The sequence below is a fragment of the uncultured Kocuria sp. genome (assembly GCF_947500125.1).
GTDB lineage: Bacteria > Actinomycetota > Actinomycetes > Actinomycetales > Micrococcaceae > Kocuria.
The window spans coordinates 188,756-211,474 of sequence record NZ_CANMRA010000002.1; the positions used below are offsets into that span (position 1 = coordinate 188,756).

Annotated in this window: 22 protein-coding genes, 1 tRNA gene and 2 pseudogenes; 13 read left to right on the top strand and 12 right to left on the bottom strand. The window is 72.7% G+C overall.

Translation table 11 applies throughout. The features are described from left to right. Positions 1-68: 68 nt before the first annotated feature. Positions 69-596: an amino-acid N-acetyltransferase gene (locus Q0817_RS02160; RefSeq protein ID WP_298583402.1), complete on the top strand. Its 528-nt coding sequence runs from the start codon at positions 69-71 to the stop codon at positions 594-596. Here Q0817_RS02160 and Q0817_RS02165 read toward each other — a convergent pair. Beyond that, positions 580-1,557 carry an A/G-specific adenine glycosylase gene (locus tag Q0817_RS02165; RefSeq protein ID WP_298583404.1) on the bottom strand — a complete coding sequence of 326 codons (978 nt, stop codon included), beginning with the start codon at positions 1,555-1,557 and terminating at the stop codon, positions 580-582. The genes Q0817_RS02160 and Q0817_RS02165 overlap by 17 nt on opposite strands. Before the next feature lie 24 nt (positions 1,558-1,581). Here Q0817_RS02165 and Q0817_RS02170 point away from each other — a divergent pair, with 24 nt between their 5' ends. After that, entirely contained in the window at positions 1,582-2,319 is a 738-nt protein-coding gene (locus Q0817_RS02170; protein WP_298583406.1) for a DUF4232 domain-containing protein, read from the top strand. Between the two features lie 16 nt (positions 2,320-2,335). On the opposite strand, the gene disA is transcribed toward Q0817_RS02170, so the two are convergent. From disA to Q0817_RS02185, 3 genes are read right to left on the bottom strand one after another with little or no spacing between them, the layout of a single operon-like run. Next, positions 2,336-3,412, bottom strand: coding sequence for a DNA integrity scanning diadenylate cyclase DisA (gene disA / locus Q0817_RS02175; RefSeq protein WP_298583408.1), 1,077 nt, complete (start codon positions 3,410-3,412; stop codon positions 2,336-2,338). A gap of 7 nt (positions 3,413-3,419) precedes the next feature. After that, the gene (gene radA, locus Q0817_RS02180; protein WP_298583410.1) at positions 3,420-4,847 is read right to left on the bottom strand and encodes a DNA repair protein RadA; all 1,428 of its coding nucleotides are present in this window, start codon (positions 4,845-4,847) and stop codon (positions 3,420-3,422) included. 49 nt (positions 4,848-4,896) lie between these two features. Next, positions 4,897-5,283, bottom strand: a complete 387-nt coding sequence (locus Q0817_RS02185; RefSeq protein ID WP_298583412.1) for a helix-turn-helix transcriptional regulator — start codon at positions 5,281-5,283, stop codon at positions 4,897-4,899. 84 nt (positions 5,284-5,367) lie between these two features. On the opposite strand from Q0817_RS02185, the gene arsB reads away from it, so the two are divergent. The 6 genes and pseudogenes from arsB (at position 5,368) to Q0817_RS02215 (ending at position 10,253) form a co-directional block, all read left to right on the top strand. Next, positions 5,368-6,462 carry an ACR3 family arsenite efflux transporter gene (arsB, locus tag Q0817_RS02190; RefSeq protein ID WP_298583414.1) on the top strand — a complete coding sequence of 365 codons (1,095 nt, stop codon included), beginning with the start codon at positions 5,368-5,370 and terminating at the stop codon, positions 6,460-6,462. Positions 6,463-6,505: 43 nt separating this feature from the next. Further along, positions 6,506-6,928, top strand: a pseudogene (locus Q0817_RS02195) (low molecular weight phosphatase family protein); the annotation flags it as partial. Between the two features lie 18 nt (positions 6,929-6,946). Beyond that, positions 6,947-7,342: pseudogene (arsD, locus tag Q0817_RS02200) on the top strand (arsenite efflux transporter metallochaperone ArsD); the annotation flags it as partial. A gap of 7 nt (positions 7,343-7,349) precedes the next feature. Next, positions 7,350-9,140, top strand: coding sequence for an arsenical pump-driving ATPase (arsA, locus tag Q0817_RS02205; protein WP_298583416.1), 1,791 nt, complete (start codon positions 7,350-7,352; stop codon positions 9,138-9,140). A 46-nt stretch (positions 9,141-9,186) separates the two neighbouring features. Then, positions 9,187-9,627: an arsenate reductase ArsC gene (locus Q0817_RS02210; protein ID WP_298583418.1), complete on the top strand. Its 441-nt coding sequence runs from the start codon at positions 9,187-9,189 to the stop codon at positions 9,625-9,627. Next, on the top strand, positions 9,624-10,253 hold the full coding sequence (locus tag Q0817_RS02215) for an arsenate reductase ArsC (RefSeq protein WP_298583420.1): 630 nt from the start codon (positions 9,624-9,626) through the stop codon (positions 10,251-10,253). The genes Q0817_RS02210 and Q0817_RS02215 overlap by 4 nt, the downstream gene beginning before the upstream one ends. 34 nt (positions 10,254-10,287) lie before the next feature. Here Q0817_RS02215 and Q0817_RS02220 read toward each other — a convergent pair whose 3' ends face one another. After that, positions 10,288-11,436 carry an aromatic acid exporter family protein gene (locus tag Q0817_RS02220; RefSeq protein ID WP_298583422.1) on the bottom strand — a complete coding sequence of 383 codons (1,149 nt, stop codon included), beginning with the start codon at positions 11,434-11,436 and terminating at the stop codon, positions 10,288-10,290. A 303-nt stretch (positions 11,437-11,739) separates the two neighbouring features. On the opposite strand from Q0817_RS02220, the gene pstS reads away from it, so the two are divergent. From pstS to pstB, 4 genes are all read left to right on the top strand, one after another. Next, complete coding sequence (gene pstS, locus Q0817_RS02225; protein ID WP_298583424.1) at positions 11,740-12,849, top strand: phosphate ABC transporter substrate-binding protein PstS; 1,110 nt, start codon at positions 11,740-11,742, stop codon at positions 12,847-12,849. Between the two features lie 173 nt (positions 12,850-13,022). Further along, positions 13,023-13,979, top strand: coding sequence for a phosphate ABC transporter permease subunit PstC (gene pstC, locus Q0817_RS02230; RefSeq protein WP_298583426.1), 957 nt, complete (start codon positions 13,023-13,025; stop codon positions 13,977-13,979). Beyond that, on the top strand, positions 13,979-15,112 hold the full coding sequence (pstA, locus tag Q0817_RS02235) for a phosphate ABC transporter permease PstA (protein WP_298583428.1): 1,134 nt from the start codon (positions 13,979-13,981) through the stop codon (positions 15,110-15,112). Before pstC ends, pstA begins: the two co-directional genes overlap by 1 nt. A gap of 82 nt (positions 15,113-15,194) precedes the next feature. Continuing rightward, entirely contained in the window at positions 15,195-15,974 is a 780-nt protein-coding gene (pstB, locus tag Q0817_RS02240; protein WP_298583430.1) for a phosphate ABC transporter ATP-binding protein PstB, read from the top strand. Positions 15,975-16,079: 105 nt separating this feature from the next. Here pstB and Q0817_RS02245 read toward each other — a convergent pair whose 3' ends face one another. From Q0817_RS02245 to glsA, 4 genes are all read right to left on the bottom strand, one after another. Beyond that, positions 16,080-17,093 (bottom strand): inorganic phosphate transporter, encoded by a 1,014-nt coding sequence (locus Q0817_RS02245; protein ID WP_298583432.1) that lies wholly within the window; start codon positions 17,091-17,093, stop codon positions 16,080-16,082. Between the two features lie 4 nt (positions 17,094-17,097). Continuing rightward, positions 17,098-17,712 carry a DUF47 domain-containing protein gene (locus Q0817_RS02250; protein WP_298583435.1) on the bottom strand — a complete coding sequence of 205 codons (615 nt, stop codon included), beginning with the start codon at positions 17,710-17,712 and terminating at the stop codon, positions 17,098-17,100. Positions 17,713-18,004: 292 nt separating this feature from the next. After that, on the bottom strand, positions 18,005-18,649 hold the full coding sequence (locus Q0817_RS02255) for a hypothetical protein (protein WP_298583437.1): 645 nt from the start codon (positions 18,647-18,649) through the stop codon (positions 18,005-18,007). Between the two features lie 43 nt (positions 18,650-18,692). Further along, positions 18,693-20,564, bottom strand: a complete 1,872-nt coding sequence (gene glsA, locus Q0817_RS02260) for a glutaminase A (RefSeq protein ID WP_298583440.1) — start codon at positions 20,562-20,564, stop codon at positions 18,693-18,695. 176 nt (positions 20,565-20,740) lie between these two features. On the opposite strand from glsA, the gene Q0817_RS02265 reads away from it, so the two are divergent. Next, positions 20,741-20,813: transfer RNA gene (locus Q0817_RS02265), tRNA-Lys, on the top strand. A 123-nt stretch (positions 20,814-20,936) separates the two neighbouring features. Here Q0817_RS02265 and Q0817_RS02270 read toward each other — a convergent pair. The 3 genes from Q0817_RS02270 to Q0817_RS02280 all read right to left on the bottom strand — a co-directional run bounded on the left by Q0817_RS02270 (position 20,937) and on the right by Q0817_RS02280 (position 22,692). Next, positions 20,937-21,740 (bottom strand): hypothetical protein, encoded by an 804-nt coding sequence (locus tag Q0817_RS02270; protein ID WP_298583442.1) that lies wholly within the window; start codon positions 21,738-21,740, stop codon positions 20,937-20,939. A 232-nt stretch (positions 21,741-21,972) separates the two neighbouring features. Next, on the bottom strand, positions 21,973-22,257 hold the full coding sequence (locus tag Q0817_RS02275; RefSeq protein WP_298583444.1) for a hypothetical protein: 285 nt from the start codon (positions 22,255-22,257) through the stop codon (positions 21,973-21,975). 180 nt (positions 22,258-22,437) lie between these two features. Further along, the gene (locus Q0817_RS02280) at positions 22,438-22,692 is read right to left on the bottom strand and encodes a hypothetical protein (RefSeq protein WP_298583446.1); all 255 of its coding nucleotides are present in this window, start codon (positions 22,690-22,692) and stop codon (positions 22,438-22,440) included. Positions 22,693-22,719 lie beyond the last annotated feature (27 nt).

Genomic DNA, 22,719 nt, shown 5'->3' on the forward strand with positions numbered 1-22,719 from the left:
CCATGTGGGGACGGTCGCGGGGGGTCATGTCCCCAGGGCGTCGGCGTTCGCAAGCGTACACTTGCGGCGTGACCGACCTGCGCCTGCGACCAGCCCGCACCTCCGACGTCCCCGCCATCAAGGACCTCGTGGCCCCGCTGGCGCGCGCCGGGGTGCTGATCAACAAGGACACGGTCGCCTACTACGAGGGCATCCAGGAGTTCCTGGTGGTGGAGGCGGTCGGCGACGAGCAGGCCGGTCTCATCGGCTGCGGCGCGCTGCACGTGATGTGGGAGGACCTGGGCGAGGTCCGCACGCTGGCCACCTCCGACGAGTGGCGGGGCCGCGGGGTGGGCCGCACGCTGCTGGCCGGGCTGATCGAGCGGGCCCGCGCCGTGGGGGTCTCGCGCGTGTTCTGCCTGACCTTCGAGGTCGACTTCTTCAGCCGGCACGGCTTCGAGGTCATGCCCAACCAGAACCAGGTCCACCCCGACGTCTTCGCCGAGCTGCTGCGCTCGCACGACGAGGGCGTGGCCGAGTACCTCGACCTGGCCCGCGTGAAGCCCAACACCCTCGGCAACACCCGGATGCTGCTCGAGCTCAGCCCGGAAGGCTGACCCCGGCGGGTCCGGCGACGGCCAGCCCGTCCCGCACCAGCCCGTCCAGGGCGCGCAGGCGCTGCTCCTCCGGGGCGCCGAGCCCGTGCAGGGCGTCGAGGGCCCGCAGGGCCTCCGGCGGCAGGCCCGCGCCCGTCGCGGCGTCCACGGGACCCGTGAGGTGGCGCGCCGGCACCGGCGCGGACCCGGCCCGCAGCACCGCCATGACAGCTCCGCGGACCTGGCGGTCCGTGCCGTGCCAGCGCTGGCCCCGGGGGGCCTCGGCGGGCTCGGGCCGGCCCGCCGCGACCCACGCGCACGCGTCCCGCACCGGGCACTGCTCGCACCGGGGGGAGCGGGCCGTGCAGACGAGGGCGCCGAGCTCCATGACCGCCTGGTTCCAGCGCACGGCCAGGGCGTCGTCGGCCGGCATCAGCTCCTCCGCGAGCCGGAGCTCCGCGGCCGTCAGCGACCGTGCCGGCAGGGCCCGGCCCGAGACGACCCGGGCGTGCACACGCCGGATGTTCGTGTCCACCACGGTCTGCCGGTCCCCGAAGGCGAAGACCGCGATCGCGGCGGCCGTGTAGGCGCCCACGCCGGGCAGGGCCAGCAGCAGCTCGTGCGCGGCCGGCACCCGGCCCCCGTGCTGCTCGGTGATCTCGACCGCGGCCGCGTGCAGGCGCAGGGCCCGCCGCGGATAGCCGAGCCGGCCCCACGCCCGCACGGCCTCCCCGGTGCTCTCGGCGGCGAGGTCGGCGGGCCGCGGCCAGCGCTGCATCCACGCCCGCCACACGGGCAGCACGCGCACCACGGGGGTCTGCTGGAGCATGAACTCGCTGACCATGACCCCCCACGGGGTGCAGGACGGGTCCCGCCACGGGAGGTCGCGGGCGGCGTCGTCGAACCAGGCGGTGACGGCCCGGTGCAGGTCCGGCCGGCTGGGAGCCGCGGCGGGGGTCGGGGCAGCGTGCGGGGAGCTCATCGGAGTCCACTGTAGCCTGGGAGCATGGCGCAGAAGGGTTCCGGGAGCACCCCCCACGGACGGTCGGGGAACGGTCACGACGACGACGCACGAGCTCCCCGCCACCCCGGATCCCGGCGCGAGAGCCCCGAGGTGTACCGGCGCCGCCGGCTCGTGGCGGCCCTCGCGGCGAGCGTGCTGCTCGTGCTCGTGGCCGTGGGGCTGGTCTCGGCCGTCGCGGGCATGCTGGGCCCCGAGGACACGGGGGACGCCCCGGCCCCGGACGCGGCCACGGCGTCCGCCGCCGCGGCCTCGGAGGAGCCCTTCGCGGACTTCACGCCGCGACCGGACGAGAGCGCGTCGGCCTCTGCCTCGGCGTCCGCCACGGAGGGCCCGGTCGAGGAGTGCGGCCCCGACCTCGCCGTGCGGGCGTCCACGGACCGGGAGAGCTACCCCGAGGACGTGGATCCGGTCCTCGTGCTGACCCTGGAGAACACGGGGGAGGACCCCTGCCGCGTCAACGCGGGCACCTCCCGGATGGTCTACGAGGTGACCTCGGGATCGGACACCGTCTTCGACAGCAGGCACTGCCAGGCCGGCTCCGAGGACGCGGAGGTGACGCTGGAGCCCGGGGAGGAGGCGAGCGCCCGGCTGACGTGGGACCGGGTGCGCACCGCCGAGGACTGCGCGGAGGCGGGGGGCGAGGCCCAGCCCGGCTACTACCGCCTCGTGACCTCCCTCGGGGAGCGCACCGCGGACCCGGCGCCGTTCGTCCTGGAGTGAGCGCGCCGCGCGCGGCTCACATGAAGCGTTCGAGCAGGCTGGTCTCGGCCATCCGGGAGAGGGACTCGCGCACCGTGCGGGCCCGCTGCTCGCCGATGCCCTCGACCGCCTTGAGGTCCTCGAGGTTGGCGGCCATCAGGGACTGCAGGCCGTCGAACTGGCGCACCAGCCGGTTGGCCACCGCCCGCGGCATCGACTTGATGCCCTCCAGCAGCCGGTAGCCGTGCGGGTGCAGGTCCGTCTCGAGGCTGCCCTGCGGCTCGACCAGGCCCACCGACACCGCGATCCGCTGCAGGTCGATGAGCTCCGTGGGGGTGAGCTCGGCGAGGCGCCCCAGCCCCTCCTCGATGCCCTCCACGGGGGTGCCGTCGGGCAGGTAGTCGCGCAGCACCACGTCCGGCCCCGGTCCGGTGCCCGCGGTGAGCTCCTCGAGCTGCAGGGCGATGAGCCGCCCGTCCACGCCGAGCTCGAGGACGTACCAGCCGATCTCGGAGGAGATCCGCCGGACCATCTCCATGCGCTGGAGGGTCAGGGCCACGTCCCGCACGGTCACGGACGCCTCGATCTCGAGCGAGGAGAGGTTGCCCAGCACCTGCTCCATCCGGTGGCTGTAGTGCTCGAGGGTCTGCAGGGCCTGGTTGGCCCGGGCCATGATCGACTGGGAGCCCTCGATGGCGTAGCGGGTCTCGCCCACGTAGATCGTGATGACGCTCATGGACTGGCTCACCGAGATCACCGGCACCCCGGTCTCCTTGGCGGTGCGCTCCGCGGACCGGTGACGGGTGCCGGACTCCGTGGTGCCGATCGAGGGGTCGGGCACCAGCTGGACCCCGGCCTTGAGGATGCGGGTGGCGTCCCGGTCGCAGATGATGGCCCCGTCCATCTTGGCCAGTTCCCTCAGCTTGGGCGCGGAGCAGTCGGTGTCGATGTCGAAGCCGCCGGAGCAGATGGCCTCGACGGAGCGATCGAAGCCGAGGACGATGAGCCCGCCGGTGCGCCCGCGCAGGATCCGCTCGAGACCGGTGCGCAGCTCGGTGCCGGGCGCGATCCGGGCCAGCGTCTTGCGCAGTGCGTTCTCAGGGGTCTTCGCCACGCTCACATCATACGGCCGCGGCGGTCTGCCGCCTCCGGGCGGGCGCGGCGGCGGAGGGCGGGAAGAGCAGCTCCATGGCGTCGCTGATCGTGGTCACCTCCCGGACGGTGAAACCCGCCGGGATCGCCCCCGGTCCCGTGGGGCTCGCGGGCACGACCGCGTGGGTGAAGCCCAGCCGGGCGACCTCCTGGATGCGGCGCCCGATGCCCGGGACGGGCCGCACCTCGCCCGCCAGGCCCACCTCACCGAAGCACACCAGGCGCTGCGGCAGGGGCCGGTCCTGCGCGGCCGAGGCCAGCGCCATGGCCACGGCGAGGTCCGTGGAGGGCTCGGTGAGCTTCACGCCGCCGACCGTGGAGACGTAGCAGTCCAGCCCGGCCAGGTTCACACCGGCCCGCCGCTGCAGGACGGCGAGCAGCATGGCCACCCTCGAGGAGTCGAGGCCGGCGGTGGCCCGCCGGGGCTGGGCGGTGGAGGAGCGGTCCAGCAGCGCCTGCACCTCGGCGAGCAGGGGGCGGCGGCCCTCGAGGGTCACCGTGAGGCAGGTGCCGGACACCGGCATGGCCGTGCGGGAGACGAACAGGCCCGAGGGGTCCTCCACGCTCGTGATCCCGGTCTCGGTGAGGTCGAAGCAGCCGACCTCGTCCGTGGGGCCGTAGCGGTTCTTGACCGCCCGGAGCAACCGGATCCGGGAGTGCTTCTCGCCCTCGAACTGGCACACGACGTCGACCAGGTGCTCGAGCAGCCGCGGTCCGGCGATCGAGCCGTCCTTGGTCACGTGGCCCACCAGCAGCGTGGTCATGTTCCGTTTCTTGGCCGCGGCGATCAGGGAGGCCGCGACCTCGCGGACCTGCGTCACCCCGCCCGCCGAGCCCTCGACCTCGGCGCTGGCCAGCGTCTGCACGGAGTCGACCACGAGCAGGCGGGGGGAGATCGTCTCGATGTGGCCCAGCGCCGTGGCCAGGTCCGTCTCGGCGGTGAGGTACAGGGTGGGCGCCACGGCGTCGATCCGGTCCGCGCGCAGCTTCACCTGCGCGGCGGACTCCTCGCCCGTGACGTAGAGGACGTCGCGGGTGCCCTCGCCCGTGCCCTCCGCGAAGCGCGCGGCGACGTCGAGCAGCAGCGTCGACTTCCCGACCCCGGGCTCGCCCGCCATCAGCACGACCGCGCCGGGGACGAGTCCGCCGCCGAGGACGCGGTCCAGCTCGGGCACCCCGGTGGGCGCCGAGGTCGCCACGGTGGCGTCCACCTGGGCGATGGGGCGGGCGGGCTCGGCGATCGACCGGGCGGCCGTGGTGCGGGCCTTGTGCTCGCCGATCTCCTCGACCGTGCCCCACGCCTGGCACTCCCCGCACCGGCCCACCCACTTGGCCGTGCTCCAGCCGCACTCGGTGCAGCGGTAGGCGGGGGAGTTGCGGCGGGTGCGGGTGCTCATGGCGTCCAGGCTAGCCGTCGCGTCGGACGGCCCAAGCGCCGCGGCCGGCTCAGCGCAGGTCGAGGAAGGCGCGCAGCTCCGCGAACGCCTCGGGCACCACGGAGTAGTGCGCCCACTTGCCCCGCTGCTCCCGGGTGAGCAGCCCGGCGTCGACGAGCTTCTTCATGTGGTGGCTGACCGTGGGCTGGCTGATCCCGAGGTCGTCGGTGAGGCTGCACACGCACACGGTCTCGCAGCCCTGCGCGGCCACGTGGGAGAGCAGGCGCAGCCGGGTGGGGTCGGCGAGGGCCTTGAGCAGGCCCGCCACGCGCTGGGCGTCGTCGGGACCCATGGGCCCGCCCGAGAGCGAGCAGCACTCCGTGGCCGGTGCGCCGGGGGCGCACCGGTCGGCGGTCCGGGCGGTGACCGTGCTGTCGAGGTCCGGCGCGATAGTCATGGCCCCATCCTACATTGACGACTGTCGATGCGACACGTACTGTGCGGAATAGATGTCCGTCGATACGAAGAGGTCTCCCCGCCCATGAGCAGCACCACCACCGCCCCCGCCGCCCATCAGGGGGTGATGAAGGACCTGTCCTTCCTCGACCGCTGGCTGCCCGTCTGGATCATCGCGGCCATGGTCGCCGGTCTCCTGCTGGGTCGCTTCGTCCCGGGCCTGGACACCGCCCTGGAGGCCGTGCGGATCGGGGAGGTGTCCCTGCCGATCGCGATCGGGCTGCTGGTGATGATGTACCCGGTGCTGGCCAAGGTGCGCTACGACGAGACCCGCCGGATCACCGCCGACCGGCGGCTCATGGGCGCCTCCCTGGCGCTGAACTGGATCGTGGGCCCCGCCCTGATGTTCGCCCTGGCCTGGATCTTCCTGCCCGACCTCCCGGAGTACCGGACCGGGCTCATCATCGTGGGCCTCGCCCGCTGCATCGCGATGGTCCTGATCTGGAACGACCTCGCCTGCGGGGACCGGGAGGCGGCGGCCGTCCTGGTCGCGATCAACTCCGTCTTCCAGGTCATCGCCTTCGGCGCCCTGGGCTGGTTCTACCTCCAGGTCCTGCCCGCCTGGCTGGGCCTGCCGACCACCTCGGCCGAGTTCTCGGTCTGGTCGATCGTGCTGAGCGTCCTGGTGTTCCTGGGCATCCCGCTGGCGGCCGGGTTCCTCACCCGCACCCTGGGCGAGAAGGCCAAGGGGCGGGAGTGGTACGAGGGCACGTTCCTGCCGAAGCTGGGCCCCTGGGCGCTCTACGGCCTGCTGTTCACCATCGTGCTGCTCTTCGCCCTGCAGGGCGACGCCATCACCTCGAACCCGTGGGACGTCGCCCGGATTGCGCTGCCCCTCGTCGTCTACTTCTTCCTCATGTTCGGCGTGGCGCTGCTGGCCTCCAGGGCGCTGGGGCTGAACTACGCGAAGTCCACCACCGTGGCGTTCACCGCCGCCGGCAACAACTTCGAGCTCGCCATCGCCGTGGCCATCGGCACCTTCGGGGTCACCTCCGGCCAGGCCCTGGCCGGCGTCGTCGGCCCGCTCATCGAGGTCCCGGTCCTGGTCGGCCTGGTCTACGTGTCCCTGTGGGCCGGGCGCGCGCTCTTCCCCGGCGACCGCACCGTCCCGACCCACTGACCCGACCCCGTCCCCGGACCACCCACCCGTCCCAGGAGCCCCGATGACCAGCACCCAGCCCTCCGTCCTGTTCGTGTGCGCCAAGAACGGCGGCAAGTCCCAGATGGCCGCCGCCCTCATGGACCACCACGCCCGCGGGGCCGTGGCGGTCCACTCCGCCGGCACCCGGCCCGGAACCAAGATCAACGCCCTGTCCGCCGAGGTCGTCGCCGAGCTCGGCGCCGACATGTCCTCCGGTCACCCGAAGCCCATCGACCCCGAGCTGCTGCGCACCGTGGACCGCGTCGTGGTCCTGGGGGACGAGGCGCAGGTCGAGCCGGTCGAGGGGATGACCGGGAGCATCGAGACCTGGCACACCGACGAGCCCTCCACCCGGGGCATCGAGGGCGCCGAGCGGATGCGCCTGGTCCGCGACGACATCGACACCCGGGTCCGGCGGCTGCTGCACGAGCTGACGGAGACCGCCGGGCCCCGGATCGAGGTGTTCGAACCAGCGCTGTGCTGCAGCACCGGCGTGTGCGGCCCCGACGTGGACCAGGCCCTCGTCGAGTTCACCGCCGACCTCGAGCACCTGCGCTCCCGCGGCGTGGACATCACCCGGCACAACCTCGCCCACGACCCCCAGGCGTTCGCCGGAACGCCGGTGGTCAGCGACTTCCTGCGCGTGGCCGGCTCCGCCGGGCTGCCCCTGGTGCTGGTGGACGGGGTCACCGTGGCCACCGGCGCCTACCCGGACCGGGCCCGCCTGGCATTCCTGGCCGGCCTGAGCGCCCCGGTGCCGGCGGCCGGGGCGCGCCCGGACCTGGGACTGAGCGCCGCGGCCGGTGCGGACCCCACCGAGGACTCCGCCGGGTGCTGCGGCTCCACCGGCTGCTGCTGAGCGCACGATGACCGACCACGCCGTCCTGCGGAGAGCGAGCACCGTGCAGTTCCTCGACCACGCCCCCCGTTTCCTGTTCTTCACCGGGAAGGGCGGCGTGGGCAAGACCTCCATCGCCTGTGCCGCCGCCGTGCACCTGGCCGGCGCGGGCCGGCGGGTGCTGCTGGTGAGCACCGATCCGGCCTCCAACGTGGGGCAGGTCTTCGGGGTGCGCATCGGCAACACGATCACCGCGATCCCTGCGGTCCCCGGCCTCGAGGCGCTGGAGATCGACCCGGAGCAGGCCGCCGAGGCCTACCGGGAGAAGATCGTCGCCCCGGTCCGCGGCCTGCTGCCCGAGGCGGAGATCGCCTCGATCACCGAGCAGCTCTCCGGGGCGTGCACCACCGAGATCGCGTCCTTCGACGAGTTCACCGGGATCCTGGCCGACGGGACGATCGGCGAGCGCTACGACCACGTCCTGTTCGACACCGCCCCCACCGGGCACACCGTCCGGCTCCTGCAGCTGCCCGGGGACTGGACGTCCTTCCTCGACGCCGGCAAGGGCGACGCCTCCTGCCTGGGACCGCTCTCGGGCCTCGAGAAGCAGCGCAGCACGTATGCCGCCGCGGTGGCAGCCCTCGCCGATCCGGCCCGCACCCGGCTGGTGCTGGTGGCCCGCGCCCAGGAGTCCGGCCTGGCCGAGGTCGCGCGCACGCACGAGGAGCTGGCGCGGATCGGGATGACCCGGCAGCACCTCGTGGTCAACGGCCTGATGCCCGCCGGGGAGGACCCTCTCGTCGTCGCGGTGCGCGCCCGCGAGCAGGCCGCCCTCGCCGGGCTGCCCGAGGTCCTCGCCGGCCTGCCGCGGGACGAGGTGGCCCTGCGCCCGCAGAACATGGTGGGACTGGACGCCCTGCGGTCCCTGCTGGCCGACGACGGCGCCCCGGAGCCGGCGGCGTCCACCCCGCCCGCGGAGCTCGACCTGCCGGGGCTGGAGAGCCTGGTCGACGAGCTCGCCGCTCAGGACCACGGGCTGGTGATGTGCATGGGCAAGGGCGGGGTCGGCAAGACCACCGTGGCCGCGGCCGTCGCCGTGGCCCTGGCCCACCGCGGCCACGACGTCCTCCTGACGACCACCGATCCGGCGGCCCACCTCTCCGAGACCCTGGCCGGGGAGGTCGAGCACCTCACCGTCTCGCGGATCGACCCCGAGCAGGCCGTCGCCGCCTACCGCAGCCGGGTGCTGGCGTCCACGGGGAGGAACCTGGACGAGACCGGCCGCGCGCAGCTGGCCGAGGACCTGCTGTCCCCGTGCACCGAGGAGGTTGCGGTCTTCCACGAGTTCTCCCGGGCGGTCAACGAGTCCCGCCGCCGCTTCGTGGTCATGGACACCGCCCCCACCGGGCACACCCTCCTGCTGCTGGACGCCACCGGCTCCTACCACCGGGAGGTCGCCCGCAGCATGGGCGAGGGGCTCTCCTACGCCACCCCGCTGATGCGCCTGCAGGACCCGGAGCTGACCAAGCTGGTGCTCGTCACCCTGGCGGAGACCACGCCCGTGCTGGAGGCGACCCGGCTGCAGGAGGACCTGGAACGGGCCGACCTGCACCCCTGGGCGTGGGTGGTCAACCACTCCGTGGCCGCCACCGCCCCCGGCTCCGCGTTCCTGCGCGCCCGCGCCCATGCCGAGCTCGAGCAGATCCGCGCCGTCCAGGACCTGGCCCCGCGGATCGCCGTGATCCCGCTGCTGGCCGAGGAGCCGGTGGGCGAGACCGCCCTGGCCGAGCTCGCCGACCCCGCGCGGGTCCGGTCCTGAAACACCGGTCCACCATCCTCCCTCCCACAGAACGGACACCCGATCCATGAGCACCGAGACCACCCGGCCCAGCGTCCTGTTCGTGTGCGTGCACAACGCCGGGCGCTCGCAGATGGCCGCCGCCTATCTGACCCACCTCTCCCGCGGGCGCATCGAGGTGCGCTCGGCCGGCTCCGCCCCCGCTGACGCGGTGAACCCGGCCGCCGTCGAGGCGATGGCCGAGGAGGGCATCGACATGAGCGCCGAGATCCCCAAGGTCCTCACCGACGAGGCGGTGCAGGACTCCGACGTGGTCATCACGATGGGCTGCGGCGACGCCTGCCCGTTCTACCCGGGCAAACGGTACGAGGACTGGGAGCTCGCGGACCCGGCCGGGAAGGGCGTGGCGTCCGTGCGCCCCATCCGGGACGAGATCAAGGCCCGGATCCAGCAGCTGATCGGGGAGCTGCTGCCCGGCGAGAACCTCCAGCAGGAAGGCCGGTCATGACTCGGTCCGCCGAGAACCTGGACACCCACGTCCTCCAGCGCACCGCCGCGCACCTGGCCGAGCGCTACGAGGGGATCTTCTCCCCGGAGACGGTCGAGCGCTACGTGTTCGAGTCGTACACGACGCTCTCGCGCACCGCGCGGCTCCGCACCCACCTGGCCACCCTGGCCGGGCACTTCGCCGACGACCGGCTCCGGGCCCTCGCCCAGTCCCAGGGCAGGATCGACTCCCCGGTCCCGCAGGTGCTGTTCGTGTGCGTGCACAACGTCGGCCGCTCCCAGATCGCCGCGGCCCTGCTGGGGCACTACGCCGGGGACGGCGTGGAGGTCCGCTCGGCCGGCTCCCTGCCGGGCTCCGAGATCCACCCCCTCGTGGTGGCGGAGCTCGCGGAGCGCGGGATCGACCTGTCCGGGGCGTATCCGAAGCCGTTGACGGACGACGTGGTGCGGGCGGCCGACTACGTGATCACCATGGGCTGCGGGGACGCCTGCCCGGTGTACCCGGGCAAGCGGTACCTGGACTGGGGCATCGCCGACCCCTCGCAGGAGAGCCCGGAAGGGGTCCGGGAGATCGTCGACGCCGTCGACGCGCGCGTGCGGGCTCTCTGGGACGAGCTCCGTCCGTGACCCGCTTGCCCTGCAGGGCCGGCCGGGACGGCCCTCAGGCGCGGTCCCAGCCCTCGAGCCGGGGCAGCTGGTCGCGGGCCTCGTCGTGCGTCATCCCGGCGGCCTCCAGCAGGTCCACGACCATCGGGCGCATGTCCAGCACCAGGGTCTCGCCCTCCATGGTGCGCACCCCCATCGGTCCGGGGTGCAGGCGCCCGGCCACGTTCGCCAGCTCGTTGCGCGCCTGGCGCAGATAGCTCTCCCGGGACCCGGGGGAGGCCACCGCGAGCGCGTTGCCCAGGGTGGTGACGGCGTCCGCGAGGTCCTCGAGGGCTTCGCTCATGGCGGCCACGGCCTCGTCCGAGAGCGTCACGTGGTTGAGCACGGAGGCCAGCCGGCGGGCGAGGACCCGGGCGTTGCGCACGGCGAGGTCCAGGTAGCGGATGGAGTGGGCGATCCCCTCGATCTCCGCGCGGCGGCCGCGGTACAGCGGCGAGGCCGTGGCGATCTCGAGGGCGGACTTCAGACCCGAGGTCACCGAGTCCACGAGCGGCTGGGTCTGGCGGGCCCGCACGAGGGCGTGCCACGCGGCGGTGGCGTCGTACTCCTCCATGGCCCGGCTCGCCTCCCGGAGCACCCCGGAGAACTCGTCGACGAGCGCGCGCAGCCCCTGGCGCGGCTGGCTCCGCGGGTCCGTGGGCACGAAGTAGGCCATGGCCAGGGCGCAGAGACCGCCCACGACCGCGTCCGTGGAGCGGGCGAAGACCCCGTCCTGGGACGGTGGCAGCAGGACCACGAGCACGGACTGCAGCCCCATCTGGGTGGTGAACAGCGTGCCGTTGTCCAGGAAGCGGGCGAGCAGGATCGAGGTCATGAGGACCACGCCGGCCTGCCACACGCCCGTGCCCAGGACGTGGATCAGGGTGTCCCCCACGGCGATGCCGAGGGTGCAGCCGATCGAGACCTCGAGGACCCGCCGGTAGCGCAGCCCGTCCTTCGCGAAGCCCAGGGCCACGAGGGCCGCCGTGGCCGCGAAGATGGGCCCGGAGTGGCCCAGCAGCTGCTCGGCGATCAGGTAGGCCCCGACACTGGCCACCGTGATCTGGAAGCTCTGGAGCACGCCCGTGCGGACCCGCGTGAGGCCGACCCGGGTGCGGCTGCGCACCGCGCGGGTCGCGGCTCGCGCACGGTTGCCTGGCTGCATGGGGCCATCCTAGGCGAGCGGCACGGGGCCGCCGGCGCGGGGAGCGGCCCCCGCCGCGCCGGCCCGGAAACCTGCCGGTCGCCGTGTGAGATGCGTGACGCCGCCGGGGTTCCGAGGCGCCTGTTCACCCTCCGTTCACTTTCACGGGTCAATCTGGCCACCTGAGTTCCCTAGCGTCTCTGGGTGAGAGGTCAGCGGTCGAACCGCGGATCCACCTCTTGCACCGGCCCGGAACTCTTCCGGCGCCACCTCGAACGACGGCCCCTTCGACGGGGCACCACTGTGATCTGAAGGGGCTATCAAGTGAAGGTTTCCCACCTCGGCCGTTCCGCGGCCGTTCTGGCCATCGGCTCGCTCGCACTGACCGCGTGCGGTTCGGACAACGCCACGGGAGGGGGCTCCGGATCGGAGGACACCTCCGGCTCGAGCCTGTCCGGAACCCTGACCGGCAGCGGGTCCTCGGCGCAGAACGCCGCCATGACCGCCTGGCAGAACGGTTTCCAGGAAGCGAACCCGGACGTGACGGTGCAGTACTCCCCGGACGGCTCCGGCGCGGGCCGCGAGGCCTTCGTCGCCGGCGGTACGGACTTCGCCGGCTCCGACGCCTACCTCGACGAGGAGGAGTACGAGGCGTCCAAGGAGATCTGCGGCCCCGAGGGCGCGTTCCACGTCCCCGCCTACATCTCCCCGATCGCCGTGGCCTTCAACCTGCCCGGCGTGGACACCCTCAACATGGACGGCGAGACCATCGCGCAGGTCTTCACCGGTGAGATCACCGAGTGGAACGACCCCGCCATCGCCGAGCTCAACCCGGACGCCGACCTGCCGGACACCCGGATCACCGTGGTGCACCGCAACGACGAGTCCGGCACCACCGAGAACTTCCAGGAGTACCTGGCCGCGGCCGCCCCCGAGGTGTGGACGGAGGAGGTCTCCGGCAACTGGCCGTCCCAGTGGGCCGCCGAGAACAACAAGGGCAACGCCGGCGTCGTGCAGTCGACGACCTCGACCGAGGGCGCCATCACCTACGCCGACGCTTCGGTGGTCGGGGATCTCGGCACCGTGGCGGTGCGCGTGGGCGAGGAGTTCGTGGACTACTCCCCGGAGGCTGCCGCCGCCGCGGTGGAGGCCTCCACCCCCATCGAGGGTCGCGCCGAGTACGACATGGCGATGGACCTCGCCCGGGACACCACCGCGTCCGGCTCCTACCCGATCGTGCTCGTGTCCTACGAGATCTTCTGCCCGCAGTACGACTCCCAGGAAACCGCGGACCTCGTCAAGGCCTTCGGCGAGTACGTCATCAGCGAGGAGGGCCAGCAGGCTGCGGCCGACGCCGCCGGCTCCGCTCCCATGTCGGAGAACCTGCGCACCCAGGCGCAGGAAGCCATCGACCAGATCACGGCCGCCGGCTGATCTCGTTCCTCTGATCCCGTTCGGTACGGGGCCGGGCCCGCGTGCCCGGCCCCGCACCGAACGGGACCTTTCTGTGTGGGGCGTCTCCGACGTGAGACGCATCACCGGATCCCGGCGCCGGCACCGATCCCGTCCGGCGCAGCTCGTTCCAGGCCATCGAAGGGGCGCACGACATGTCCACCACCCTCACCACCCAGGAGTCCTCCGCGCTCGCCGAGGACGCCGCGGCCGGCGGCCGGGCGGGTGACTCGGTCTTCGCGGGGTTCAGCCTCGGCGCGGGCATCCTGATCCTCGCCTCGCTGGCGGCCGTCGCGCTGTTCCTGTTCCTGGAGGCGCTGCCCACCTTCCAGGCGTCCGCCGAGGAGATCACGGGCGGGGCCGGCTTCTGGTCCTACATCTGGCCGATGGTCATCGGCACGGTGATCGCCGCGCTCATCGCGATCGTGATCGCCACCCCGATCGGTGTGCTGGTGGCCCTGTACATCTCCCACTACGCACCTCCCCGGATCGCGAAGCCGGTCGGCTACGTCATCGACCTCCTCGCGGCGATCCCCTCCGTGATCTACGGGGCCTGGGGCACGACGGTCCTCGCGGCCGCGCTCGTGCCGTTCTACGCCTGGCTCACCGCGAACCTCGGCTTCATCCCCCTGTTCTCCGGTCCTGCCTCGCAGACGGGCAAGACCATGCTCACGGTCGGCATCGTCCTGGCCATCATGATCCTGCCGATCATCACGGCGATGTCCCGGGAGATCTTCATCCAGACGCCCAAGCTGCACGAGGAGGCGGCACTGGCGCTCGGCGCCACCCGGTGGGAAATGATCCGGATGACGGTGCTGCCGTTCGCCCGGCCCGGCATCATCTCCTCGGTGATGCTGGCCCTCGGCCGAGCGCTCGGCGAGACCATGGCCGTGGCGCTGGTGCTCTCGGGCGGTCCGCTGACGGCCTCGCTCGTCCAGTCCGGCAACCAGACCATCGCGGCCGAGATCGCGCTCAACTTCCCGGAGGCCTACGGGCTGCGGCTGTCCGAGCTCATCGCCGCGGGTCTGATCCTGTTCCTCATCACCCTGGTCGTGAACATGATCGCCCGCGCCATCATCGCCCGCTACAAGGAATTCTCGGGAGCCAACTGATGTCGACCGCATCCCTCCGTCAGCCGACCTCGTCGCCGAGCCCGGCGGGCCGTCGGCCCACCCTGACCCGCAACCAGAAGCCGAAGTGGCTCGTTCCCGTGATCGCGGTCGCCGCCGTCGTGGTGGGAGCTGCTCTGGCCGCGCTGGTGGGCTTCTCCACGGCTCTGTGGGCGGTCCTCGCCGCCGTGGTCTTCCTGGTGGCCGCCCCGGTCGCCGTCTCCGCCGTCGAGGGCAGGCGCAAGGGAGCCGACTCCCTGATGACCTACCTCGTCTACGCGGCGTTCGTCCTGGCGGTGATCCCGCTGATCTCCGTGATCTGGACGGTCCTCGCCAACGGTGTTCCGGGCCTGAACTCGAACCTGCTGCTGACGTCCATGAACGGTGTCACCGGCGCCACCGACAACGCCGCGGCCGCGGGGGACGGCCCGGTGCTCGGCGGCGCGTACCACGCGATCGTGGGCACCGTGTCCATCACCTTCTGGGCCACCCTCATGTCCGTGCCGATCGGCCTCCTCACGGCCATCTACCTCGTGGAGTACTCGAAGGGGGGCTGGCTCGGGAAGTCGATCACGTTCTTCGTGGACGTCATGACGGGGATCCCCTCGATCGTGGCGGGCCTGTTCGCGGCAGCCCTCTTCGGCCTGCTGCTCGGCCCCTCGGCGCGCTTCGGCTTCGTGGCCGCGGTCGCGCTGACCGTGCTGATGATCCCCACGGTCGTGAAGAACACCGAGGAGATGCTGAAGATCGTTCCCAACGAGCTGCGCGAGGCGGCCTACGCCCTGGGCGTGCGCAAGTGGCGGACGATCCTCAAGGTGGTGATCCCCACCGCGATCTCCGGCATCGCCTCCGGCGTGACCCTCGCGATCGCCCGGGTGATCGGGGAGACCGCTCCTCTGCTCGTGACCGCCGGCTTCGCGACCGCGATCAACTGGAACTCGTTCTCCGGGTGGATGACCACGCTGCCCACGTTCATCTACTACCAGATCCTCACGCCCACCTCGCCCACCAATCCGGATCCCTCGCAGCAGCGCGCGTGGGCGGCGGCGCTGATCCTGATCCTGATCGTGATGCTGCTCAACCTCCTCGCACGGCTCGTCGCGAGGGCCTTCGCGCCCAAGGCCGCCGGCCGCTGAGGCGCGCCGCGCCCTCCTCCCACCGGACCTCCTGCACGGTCCTCCTGCACGCACTTCCGCGAGAAAGAAGCAAGGAACACACATGTCCAAGCGAATCGACGTCGAGAACCTCAATGTCTACTACGGCGACTTCCTGGCCGTCGAGGACGTCAGCATGGGGATCGACGCCCGGTCGGTGACCGCGTTCATCGGCCCGTCCGGCTGCGGCAAGTCGACCCTCCTGCGCACTCTCAACCGGATGCACGAGGTGATTCCCGGGGCCCGGGCCGAGGGCAAGGTCCTCCTGGACGGCGAGAACCTCTACGGTCCTGGCGTGGATCCCGTCCTGGTGCGCTCGATGATCGGGATGGTCTTCCAGCGGCCCAACCCGTTCCCCACCATGTCCATCCGCGACAACGTGCTCGCGGGCGTGAAGCTCAACAGCAAGCGGATCTCCCGCTCCGACGCCGACGACCTCGTGGAGGGCTCCCTGCAGGGCGCCAATCTGTGGAACGAGGTGAAGGACCGCCTGGACAAGCCGGGCTCGGGCCTCTCCGGCGGCCAGCAGCAGCGTCTGTGCATAGCCCGGGCGATCGCGGTGAAGCCCGAGGTCATCCTCATGGACGAGCCCTGCTCCGCCCTCGACCCGATCTCCACGCTGGCGATCGAGGACCTGATCAGCGAGCTCAAGGAGGAGTACACCGTGGTCATCGTGACCCACAACATGCAGCAGGCCTCCCGGGTGTCGGACCGGACCGCGTTCTTCAACATCCAGGGCACCGGCAAGCCGGGCAAGCTCATCGAGTACGGTCCCACCGCGGAGATCTTCAGCAATCCCACGGAGAAGCAGACGGAGGACTACGTCTCCGGCCGTTTCGGCTGAGCCGTCCAGCCCCCGACGACGACGGGCGCCGGCCACCTTCGCAGGGTGGCCGGCGCCCGTCGTCGTCGGGGCTCCGGCCGCTGGTGCCGGGCCCCCGGCACGGTCCTAGAGCAGGGGCGAGAGGGCGAGCAGGAACGTGCCGGAGATCGCCGCGCACGCCGGGACGGTGAGGACCCACACGAGGAGGACCCGCCGCACCACCCGGATGTTGACCGTGTGGAAGCGCTGCTGCTTCCCCGCGCCCAGGATCGCGGCGGCCGTGGTCTGGGACGTGGACATCGGCACGGGAATCAGGGTCCCGCCCAGGAACAGCAGGGATCCCGCCACCCCTTGGGCCACGGCGCCGCGGAACGGGTCGATCGTGATCATCCGGGAGGACAGGGTGTAGGCGATCCGCCAGGCCCCGAACAGGGTGCCCGCGGCCAGCCCGGCCGCGATGACCAGGAACAGCCACGGCGCGGACCCCCCGAGCGGATCCGACACGCCGGCGCACAGCAGCAGCGTCGCGAAGATCCACGCGGCCCGGCGGCCGTGGTGGATGCCGTGCCCGAAGGAGACGGCCGCCGCGCCGCTGGCGAGAACCAGCCGGGACCGGAACGTGGTGGCGTCCGGCTCGGAGTTCCGCAGCAGGTGCAGCAGGGGGACCACCAGGGTCCACGCCGCGGCGTAGGCGGCCAGCGGCGCCAGCACGAGGGGAATGAGGACCTGGTACAGGGCGGTGACCGTCAACGGGTTCTCTCCGACGAGATCCACGGCGTGGGCGCCCAGGAGGGCGCCCAGCAGTCCCCCCGACAGCGCGGTGGTCGAGGAGCTGGGCATGCCCCACCACCAGGTGAGCAGGTTCCAGCCGATCGTGGTCACCAGGGCGCAGACGATCGTCGCGGAGCCCACCACGTCGTGCGGCACGGGCACGCCCGTGATGATCCAGTCCGCGAGCAGGTACGCGGCGGCCCACACGCCGGCGGCGTTGACGAGCGCGGTGAACACCAGGCCCACCCGGGGCGTGAGGGCACGGAAGCGCACGGGCAGGGCCAGGGCGTTGGGGGCGTCGTGGAAACCGTTGACGACGATGTGGGTCACGGTCAGGACGATCCCGAGGACTGTCAGGGCCGTCAGCACGGGGTCAGGACTCCGCCACGACGATGCGGCCCACCTCGGTGGAGACCCGCACCAGGGCCCGGGCGGCCCCGGCGAAGCGCCGGACGGCGCGCTCCCGCCGCATCGCGGGGATCGCCTTGTGGTTCTCGAGCAGGTGCGTCATGTGCAGCTGGTAGATGCGCTCGGACTGCTTGCCCAGCCGCAGCATCTCGTACCAGTAGTCGTCCAGGCCCTGGAGGCTGCCCAGATCGCGCATCGCCCGGGTGGTCAGCTCGGACATCCGCTCGATCACCCCGAGCTGGTCCGTGGCGTACGAGGGCGGCCGGGTGAGGGCGTAGGCGACGTGCGCCTCCCCGACGGCCAGCAGCTCCTCCGCGGCCTTGTTGAGCCAGTGCCCCAGGATGTAGACGTCCTGCCGGGGGATGGGGATCACGAACGTGGAGCGCACCGTGGTCATCACGGAGAAGTACAGGTCCGTCGACCGGGCCTCGCACTCCCGGATCGCGTCGAGGGTCGCGACGTCGATCTCGGGGGAGCCCAGCAGCTCGGAGAGGAGCCGGACGCTCTCCGTCACCTGTCCCGACATGTCGGCCAGCAGGTCCAGGACCAGCTCGTCCTCCGGGAAGATGCGAAGCGCCATGTGTTGACCGTCCTGGGCGTCGGGACCTGCGCCGCGGAGCACGGCGGATCCCACTGTACATGGGGCCGTCGAACGGCCCGGGGGCGCCCAGCGGTCCCGGGAGGAGGGGGAGGGCGGTGCCGGACCGGGAGCGCCTCTCGGCGGAAGGCCGCTCGTGGCGGCTATGTGATGGAGCCCGGGGCTGCCGCGGCCCGGCACCTGGCTCCCATGGTAGTCGACGTGTCCGTGACGCCAAGTCCTGCGGCTGTGGGCTCCCGCACGACCGGGCTCGCGGGAGCCGGCGCCGCGGGCCTCAGTCGAGGTGCCCGCGGCGCCACTGGTTCGCCGCCGCCTCGAGCTCCTCCGCGGTCCGTTCGAGCCGCTGGGTGAGGGCCACGGTGCTCGGGACCCGCGCCGCCCCGGGGTCCACGACCGGCATCTGCCCGGGGTCGGCCAGCCGGATCCGGCCGAGCGCGATCACGCGGCAGAAGGCCGCGAACCGGTCGAGGGCGATGTCGAACTCCCCGTTGAACGCCCCGGAGAGGATCGCGTCCGCCATCGACGTGATCTCCTCCGCCCCGGGGGGCTCCGCGACACCGGCCACCACGTGCGAGACCTGCGCGGTGCTCCGTCCCGCCGCGAAGTAGCGACCCATCCGCACCGGGTCCTTCCGGACCCCTGCCCGCAGGGCGTAGAGCCGCCACAGCGCCCCGGGCAGGGACACCGCCGGGGCCTCCGCCCACATCTCGGCGATCCCCTCCAGGCCCTGCTCGTCGGTGAGCTCGATGAGCCGCCGGCTGATCTCGGGGTCGTCGCTGGCACGCCCGCGGGAGACCAGGGCGTGGGCGGCGAGGTGGGCCGCCTCGGAGACGCGGGCCGGGTCGGGGCCGCCCTCGTGCGCGTCGAACTGCTCCGGGGAGAACTTCACCGGCTTGTGGTGGCGGGGCGCTTCGCTCATGCGTCCAGCGTACGACCGCGGCCCGCGGCGGGCCACGGAGCGCTCACCAGTCGCTCGAGGAAGCGTGCACCGCCGCGTCCCGCCACTGCTGGTCGGCCCGCTCGAAGCCGTCCCGGGCCAGGGCCTTCCACAGCCGCAGCCCCAGCGCGGGGTCCTCCTGCTCGAGCTCCGCGAGCGCCTGCGGGGGCAGCACCCGCGCGGTGACGTCGGTGACGGCGCTGAGCGTCACGTGCTGCTTGTCCCCGGAGCCGAGGGCCAGCTCCCCGAAGCTCATGCCGGGCCCGAGGACCTGCAGCTCGACGCGCTCGCCGACCGGTGTGCGCAGGGACATCGACACGCTGCCGGTGACGATGAGGTGGATGCCGGCGAAGTTCTGCCCCGTGCGCAGGATGTTCTCCCCGGCCGCCCACGTCCGCTCGACGGTCCGCGCGCGCAGGGCGCGGGCGTCCTCGGGGTCCAGCCGCGAGAACAGCTCGGACTCGACGGGCCGCACCCGGGACGGGGTGCACTCCGGTCCGCCGTGCTCCTCGAGCAGCGCGTCCTCGACCCACTTGATGGCCGCGGCCCGGCTGGGGAACACCTCCAGCGGGGGCTCGCCCCGGAAGGAGCCGGCGAAGCCCGGGTCGCTGGCCACCGCCACCACGGTGCGGCCCGCCGCCTGCAGCTCGGCCCGGGTCTTGGCCAGGAGCGGCATGGCGTACTCGGCGATCACGTCCACCCGGCGCAGGTCCACCACCACATACTGGGCGTCGTAGGCGACGTCGCGGACCGTGCGGATCGCCGTCTCGGTGCCCGTGAACAGCAGGTCGCCCTGGAGCTCCACGACGACGGCGTCCTTGCCGTGCTCGGCCAGCACCGCCTCGGCCTCGGCGTTGCGGCGCACCAGTGACGGGGACTGGTCGATCGGGTAGCTGGCGCGCACCGTGGAGCGGGCCACCCGGGCGGTGTGCGTGAAGTGCAGGTCGAGGTCCTGGGAGAGCCGCTCGCAGGCGAGCACCCCGCGCACGCTGTTGCCGTGCCGGTCCAGGGGCGGGGAGAAGGTGGCCACCGCCAGCTCCCCGGGCAGGACGGCGATGATGCCGCCGCCCACCCCGGACTTCGCGGGCAGGCCCACCCGGACCATCCACTCGCCGGCGTCGTCGTACATCCCGCAGGAGCTCATCACGGACAGCACCCGGGAGACCGTCCCGACGTCGAACACCTCGTCCCCGGTCAGCGGGTTCGTGCCCGCGTTGGCGAGGGTCGCGCCCATCAGGGCGAGGTCGCGGCACGTGATGAGCACCGAGCACTGGGCGAAGTAGTCCTCGAGGGCCTGGGTCGGGTCCCCGTCGATGATCCCCGCGGAGGCCAGGAGATAGCCGAGGGCGCGGTTGCGGTCCCCGGCGTCGTGCTCCTGGGAGAGGACCTCGGGGCTGATCGCCAGCTCCCGGCCCGCGCACCGCGAGTAGGCCTCGCGGATCCGGTCCCGGCGCAGGTCGCGGTCGCTGTCGGGGACGAGCCACGTCGAGGCGATCGCGCCGGCGTTGATCATGGGGTTGGCGGGCCGCCCGGTGCCGGGCTGCAGGGAGATCTCGTTGTAGGCGTCCCCGCTCGGCTCCACGTCCATCTTCGCGTGCACCGCCTCCGCCCCGAGGTCGGAGAGCGCGAGGGCGTAGGTGAACGCCTTGGAGATCGACTGGATGCTGAACTCGTCCCGCGTGCTGCCGGCCTCGTACACGTGGCCGTCCGCGGTGGCGATGACGATGCCGAAGCGCTCGGTGTCGGCCTGCGCCAGCGCGGGGATGGAGGGGCTGGGCTCGCCGCCGCGGACGTCCCGCAGCTGCTCCACCACCTGCTCGAGGTACTCGGTGACGGCCGACGGGCCGAAGAGCCCCGTCTCGGCGCGTCCTTCTTCCTCGGTGCTCGGGTGCGGCACGGTCGGTCCTCCGGTCGGGTCGGCGTGGGTGGCTGGGGCCTGCCCACCACTCTAACCGTCAGGCGGCTGTGCAAATCCGGGGGCGAGTCCCGCGGGTGGCGGGGACCGGTTCCCGGCGGGGACCGTGCGGTAGAGTGGTGCCCGCTCCGGACCGGCCGCGTCCGCCGATGGGGCACGGGCCTCTAGCTCAGTTGGCAGAGCAGTGGACTTTTAATCCATGGGTCGTGGGTTCGAGCCCCACGGGGCCCACGCACCGCAAGGGCCTCGGTCCCCGGCCACCACCGGGGGCCGGGGCCCTTCGCCGTGGCCGGGACGCGGCCCCTGCGCCCGGCCGCACCCGTCCCGGGAGCGGCGTGGTCCGGGCCTGCGGGCTCACATCTTCTGCACGCGCCGGGGCCAGGACCGGTCCCGGCGCCGTCGGGACCGGACCATGAGCCCGGTGGAGAGCGCCGCGACGGCGGTCAGGAGCCAGTAGAAGGCCGGTGGGGCCCCGCCGTCCAGGACGACGAAGACCGTGACGACGGTCCAGCCGCCCCACACCAGCACGGCGGAGGACCGGTTCATCGCGTCCTCCGGACGGAAGCTGTCGTCGGACGGCCGGTCCGCGATGCCGTCCAGGTGCGTGCGTTCCGTGGCGGCGCCGGTGAGGCAGCGGGCCGAGTCGACGAGGTGGGCGTTGCGTTCGGCCGCCCACTGCGGGATCCAGGAGTGCATCCTGGCGTACCACCCCAGGTTGTCGCGGCACCGCGCTCTGAGGGTGGAACCGGCGCCGGTGTCGGTCGCCGTCACGGTGAGGGTGGAGGGGAAGCGGCGCCGGCCCCTGGCGGACTCGATGCCGGTGAAGCGGAACGCGAAGTCCGATCCGACGTCGACGACGGCCTCCTTGCCCCTCTGCCGGACCGTGGCTCCCTCCGCACGGAAGTGCTCCGTGATGCGGTCCAGGGCCTGGGCGGCGGGCAGGCCCGAGGTCCACTCGTCCTGGAGGCTGAACCGTTCGTGGCGTGCCGCACGGCGGGCCCACCAGCCGAACAGGAGGCAGGCGGCGCCGACGATCCCCAGCCAGAGCATCGTCGCCCAGAGCGGAAGCTCCAGCCGGCGCAGCACCCAGAACGGCACCAGGAACAGGACCACCCCGAGTGCCACCAGGCCCTTCGACGTTCCCCGCCTCTCGGTCATGGTCGCCCTCCCCTCCTTCGCGCGGCGGGCCCGGCCCGTCAGCCCATTCCCTTCCTACGGGAGCGGATTTGCAGTGGCAAGACACGCAAGAAGGGACAGGGAGCGGCATCCGGGCGGAGGACGTGGCGCTCTGCCGGCGGTCCGGGTCTGCCGTCGGTCCGGATCCGCGGCCGGGCCGATCGCTGGGAAGCCCGGGCGCCGGGAAGCCCGAGCGCCGGCGCTCGGGCGGGGGCTACTGGTCGAGCAGGGCGAGGGCCTCGCCGATGCGGTCGCGCAGGGCCCGGGCCTGCTCCACGGTCCACGCCTCGTGGCCGATGTGGAGGACCGTGCCGTCGGGATGGGCATAGGAACCGTCCGGGGTGCTGATGACCTCCCAGGTCTCCAGGAGCGCGACCGGTGACGGGCCGGCGAGGGACCGGGCGGGCAGCTCCCGCGAGTTGGTGACCGTCTCGGGGTCGGTCAGCTCCTGACGGGTGGCCCAGCGGGGGCGGGGGACGAGAGCGGTGTTCTCGTACATGGGGGTGCCTTCCAGGAAGTGGGGGTATGTCCATGTTTATGCATGTGAGGGCTCGGATGTGCTCCCGGCTCGCCCGTGTCGCCGGAGGGATCGAGGTGTAGACCTCTGTCGGCGCCGCCTGCACTTTTGTCCTGTCGGACGCCGTGGTCGCCTCTCCGTCGTCGCCCCGCCGGGGCCGCCCTACTGTCCGTCGAGCTGCCCGGAGGGGGTGGGGACCGACTCGGGGCCGGGCGGGTCCGGCGCGGGAGCCGCGGAACCGGTCCCGGAGTCCGTCGGAAGTCCGTCGGGGGTGGGCGTCGGTGTCGCCGTGACCGGGGGAGGAGGGCTGAACGAGGTGGGGGAGGCGCCGGGGGTGCTCTCCGCCTCCTCCGGCCGGTCGTCGCACCCGGTCAGCGTCAGCGCGAGCAGGACCGCGGCGGGAATCGTGCGGCGCATCGGGGCAGCCTCTCTGTCGGGGACGAC

Coding starts and splice junctions, on each gene's coding strand:
- pstB (WP_298583430.1), top strand. CDS start 15,195: ATGTCCAAGCGAATCGACGTCGAGAACCTCAATGTCTACTACGGCGAC.
- Q0817_RS02170 (WP_298583406.1), top strand. CDS start 1,582: ATGGCGCAGAAGGGTTCCGGGAGCACCCCCCACGGACGGTCGGGGAAC.
- Q0817_RS02270 (WP_298583442.1), bottom strand. CDS start 21,740: ATGACCGAGAGGCGGGGAACGTCGAAGGGCCTGGTGGCACTCGGGGTG.
- Q0817_RS02220 (WP_298583422.1), bottom strand. CDS start 11,436: ATGCAGCCAGGCAACCGTGCGCGAGCCGCGACCCGCGCGGTGCGCAGC.
- arsB (WP_298583414.1), top strand. CDS start 5,368: ATGAGCAGCACCACCACCGCCCCCGCCGCCCATCAGGGGGTGATGAAG.
- Q0817_RS02250 (WP_298583435.1), bottom strand. CDS start 17,712: ATGGCGCTTCGCATCTTCCCGGAGGACGAGCTGGTCCTGGACCTGCTG.
- pstC (WP_298583426.1), top strand. CDS start 13,023: ATGTCCACCACCCTCACCACCCAGGAGTCCTCCGCGCTCGCCGAGGAC.
- radA (WP_298583410.1), bottom strand. CDS start 4,847: ATGAGCACCCGCACCCGCCGCAACTCCCCCGCCTACCGCTGCACCGAG.
- Q0817_RS02280 (WP_298583446.1), bottom strand. CDS start 22,692: ATGCGCCGCACGATTCCCGCCGCGGTCCTGCTCGCGCTGACGCTGACC.
- Q0817_RS02210 (WP_298583418.1), top strand. CDS start 9,187: ATGAGCACCGAGACCACCCGGCCCAGCGTCCTGTTCGTGTGCGTGCAC.
- Q0817_RS02215 (WP_298583420.1), top strand. CDS start 9,624: ATGACTCGGTCCGCCGAGAACCTGGACACCCACGTCCTCCAGCGCACC.
- Q0817_RS02185 (WP_298583412.1), bottom strand. CDS start 5,283: ATGACTATCGCGCCGGACCTCGACAGCACGGTCACCGCCCGGACCGCC.
- Q0817_RS02165 (WP_298583404.1), bottom strand. CDS start 1,557: ATGAGCTCCCCGCACGCTGCCCCGACCCCCGCCGCGGCTCCCAGCCGG.
- pstA (WP_298583428.1), top strand. CDS start 13,979: ATGTCGACCGCATCCCTCCGTCAGCCGACCTCGTCGCCGAGCCCGGCG.
- arsA (WP_298583416.1), top strand. CDS start 7,350: ATGACCGACCACGCCGTCCTGCGGAGAGCGAGCACCGTGCAGTTCCTC.
- Q0817_RS02275 (WP_298583444.1), bottom strand. CDS start 22,257: ATGTACGAGAACACCGCTCTCGTCCCCCGCCCCCGCTGGGCCACCCGT.
- Q0817_RS02255 (WP_298583437.1), bottom strand. CDS start 18,649: ATGAGCGAAGCGCCCCGCCACCACAAGCCGGTGAAGTTCTCCCCGGAG.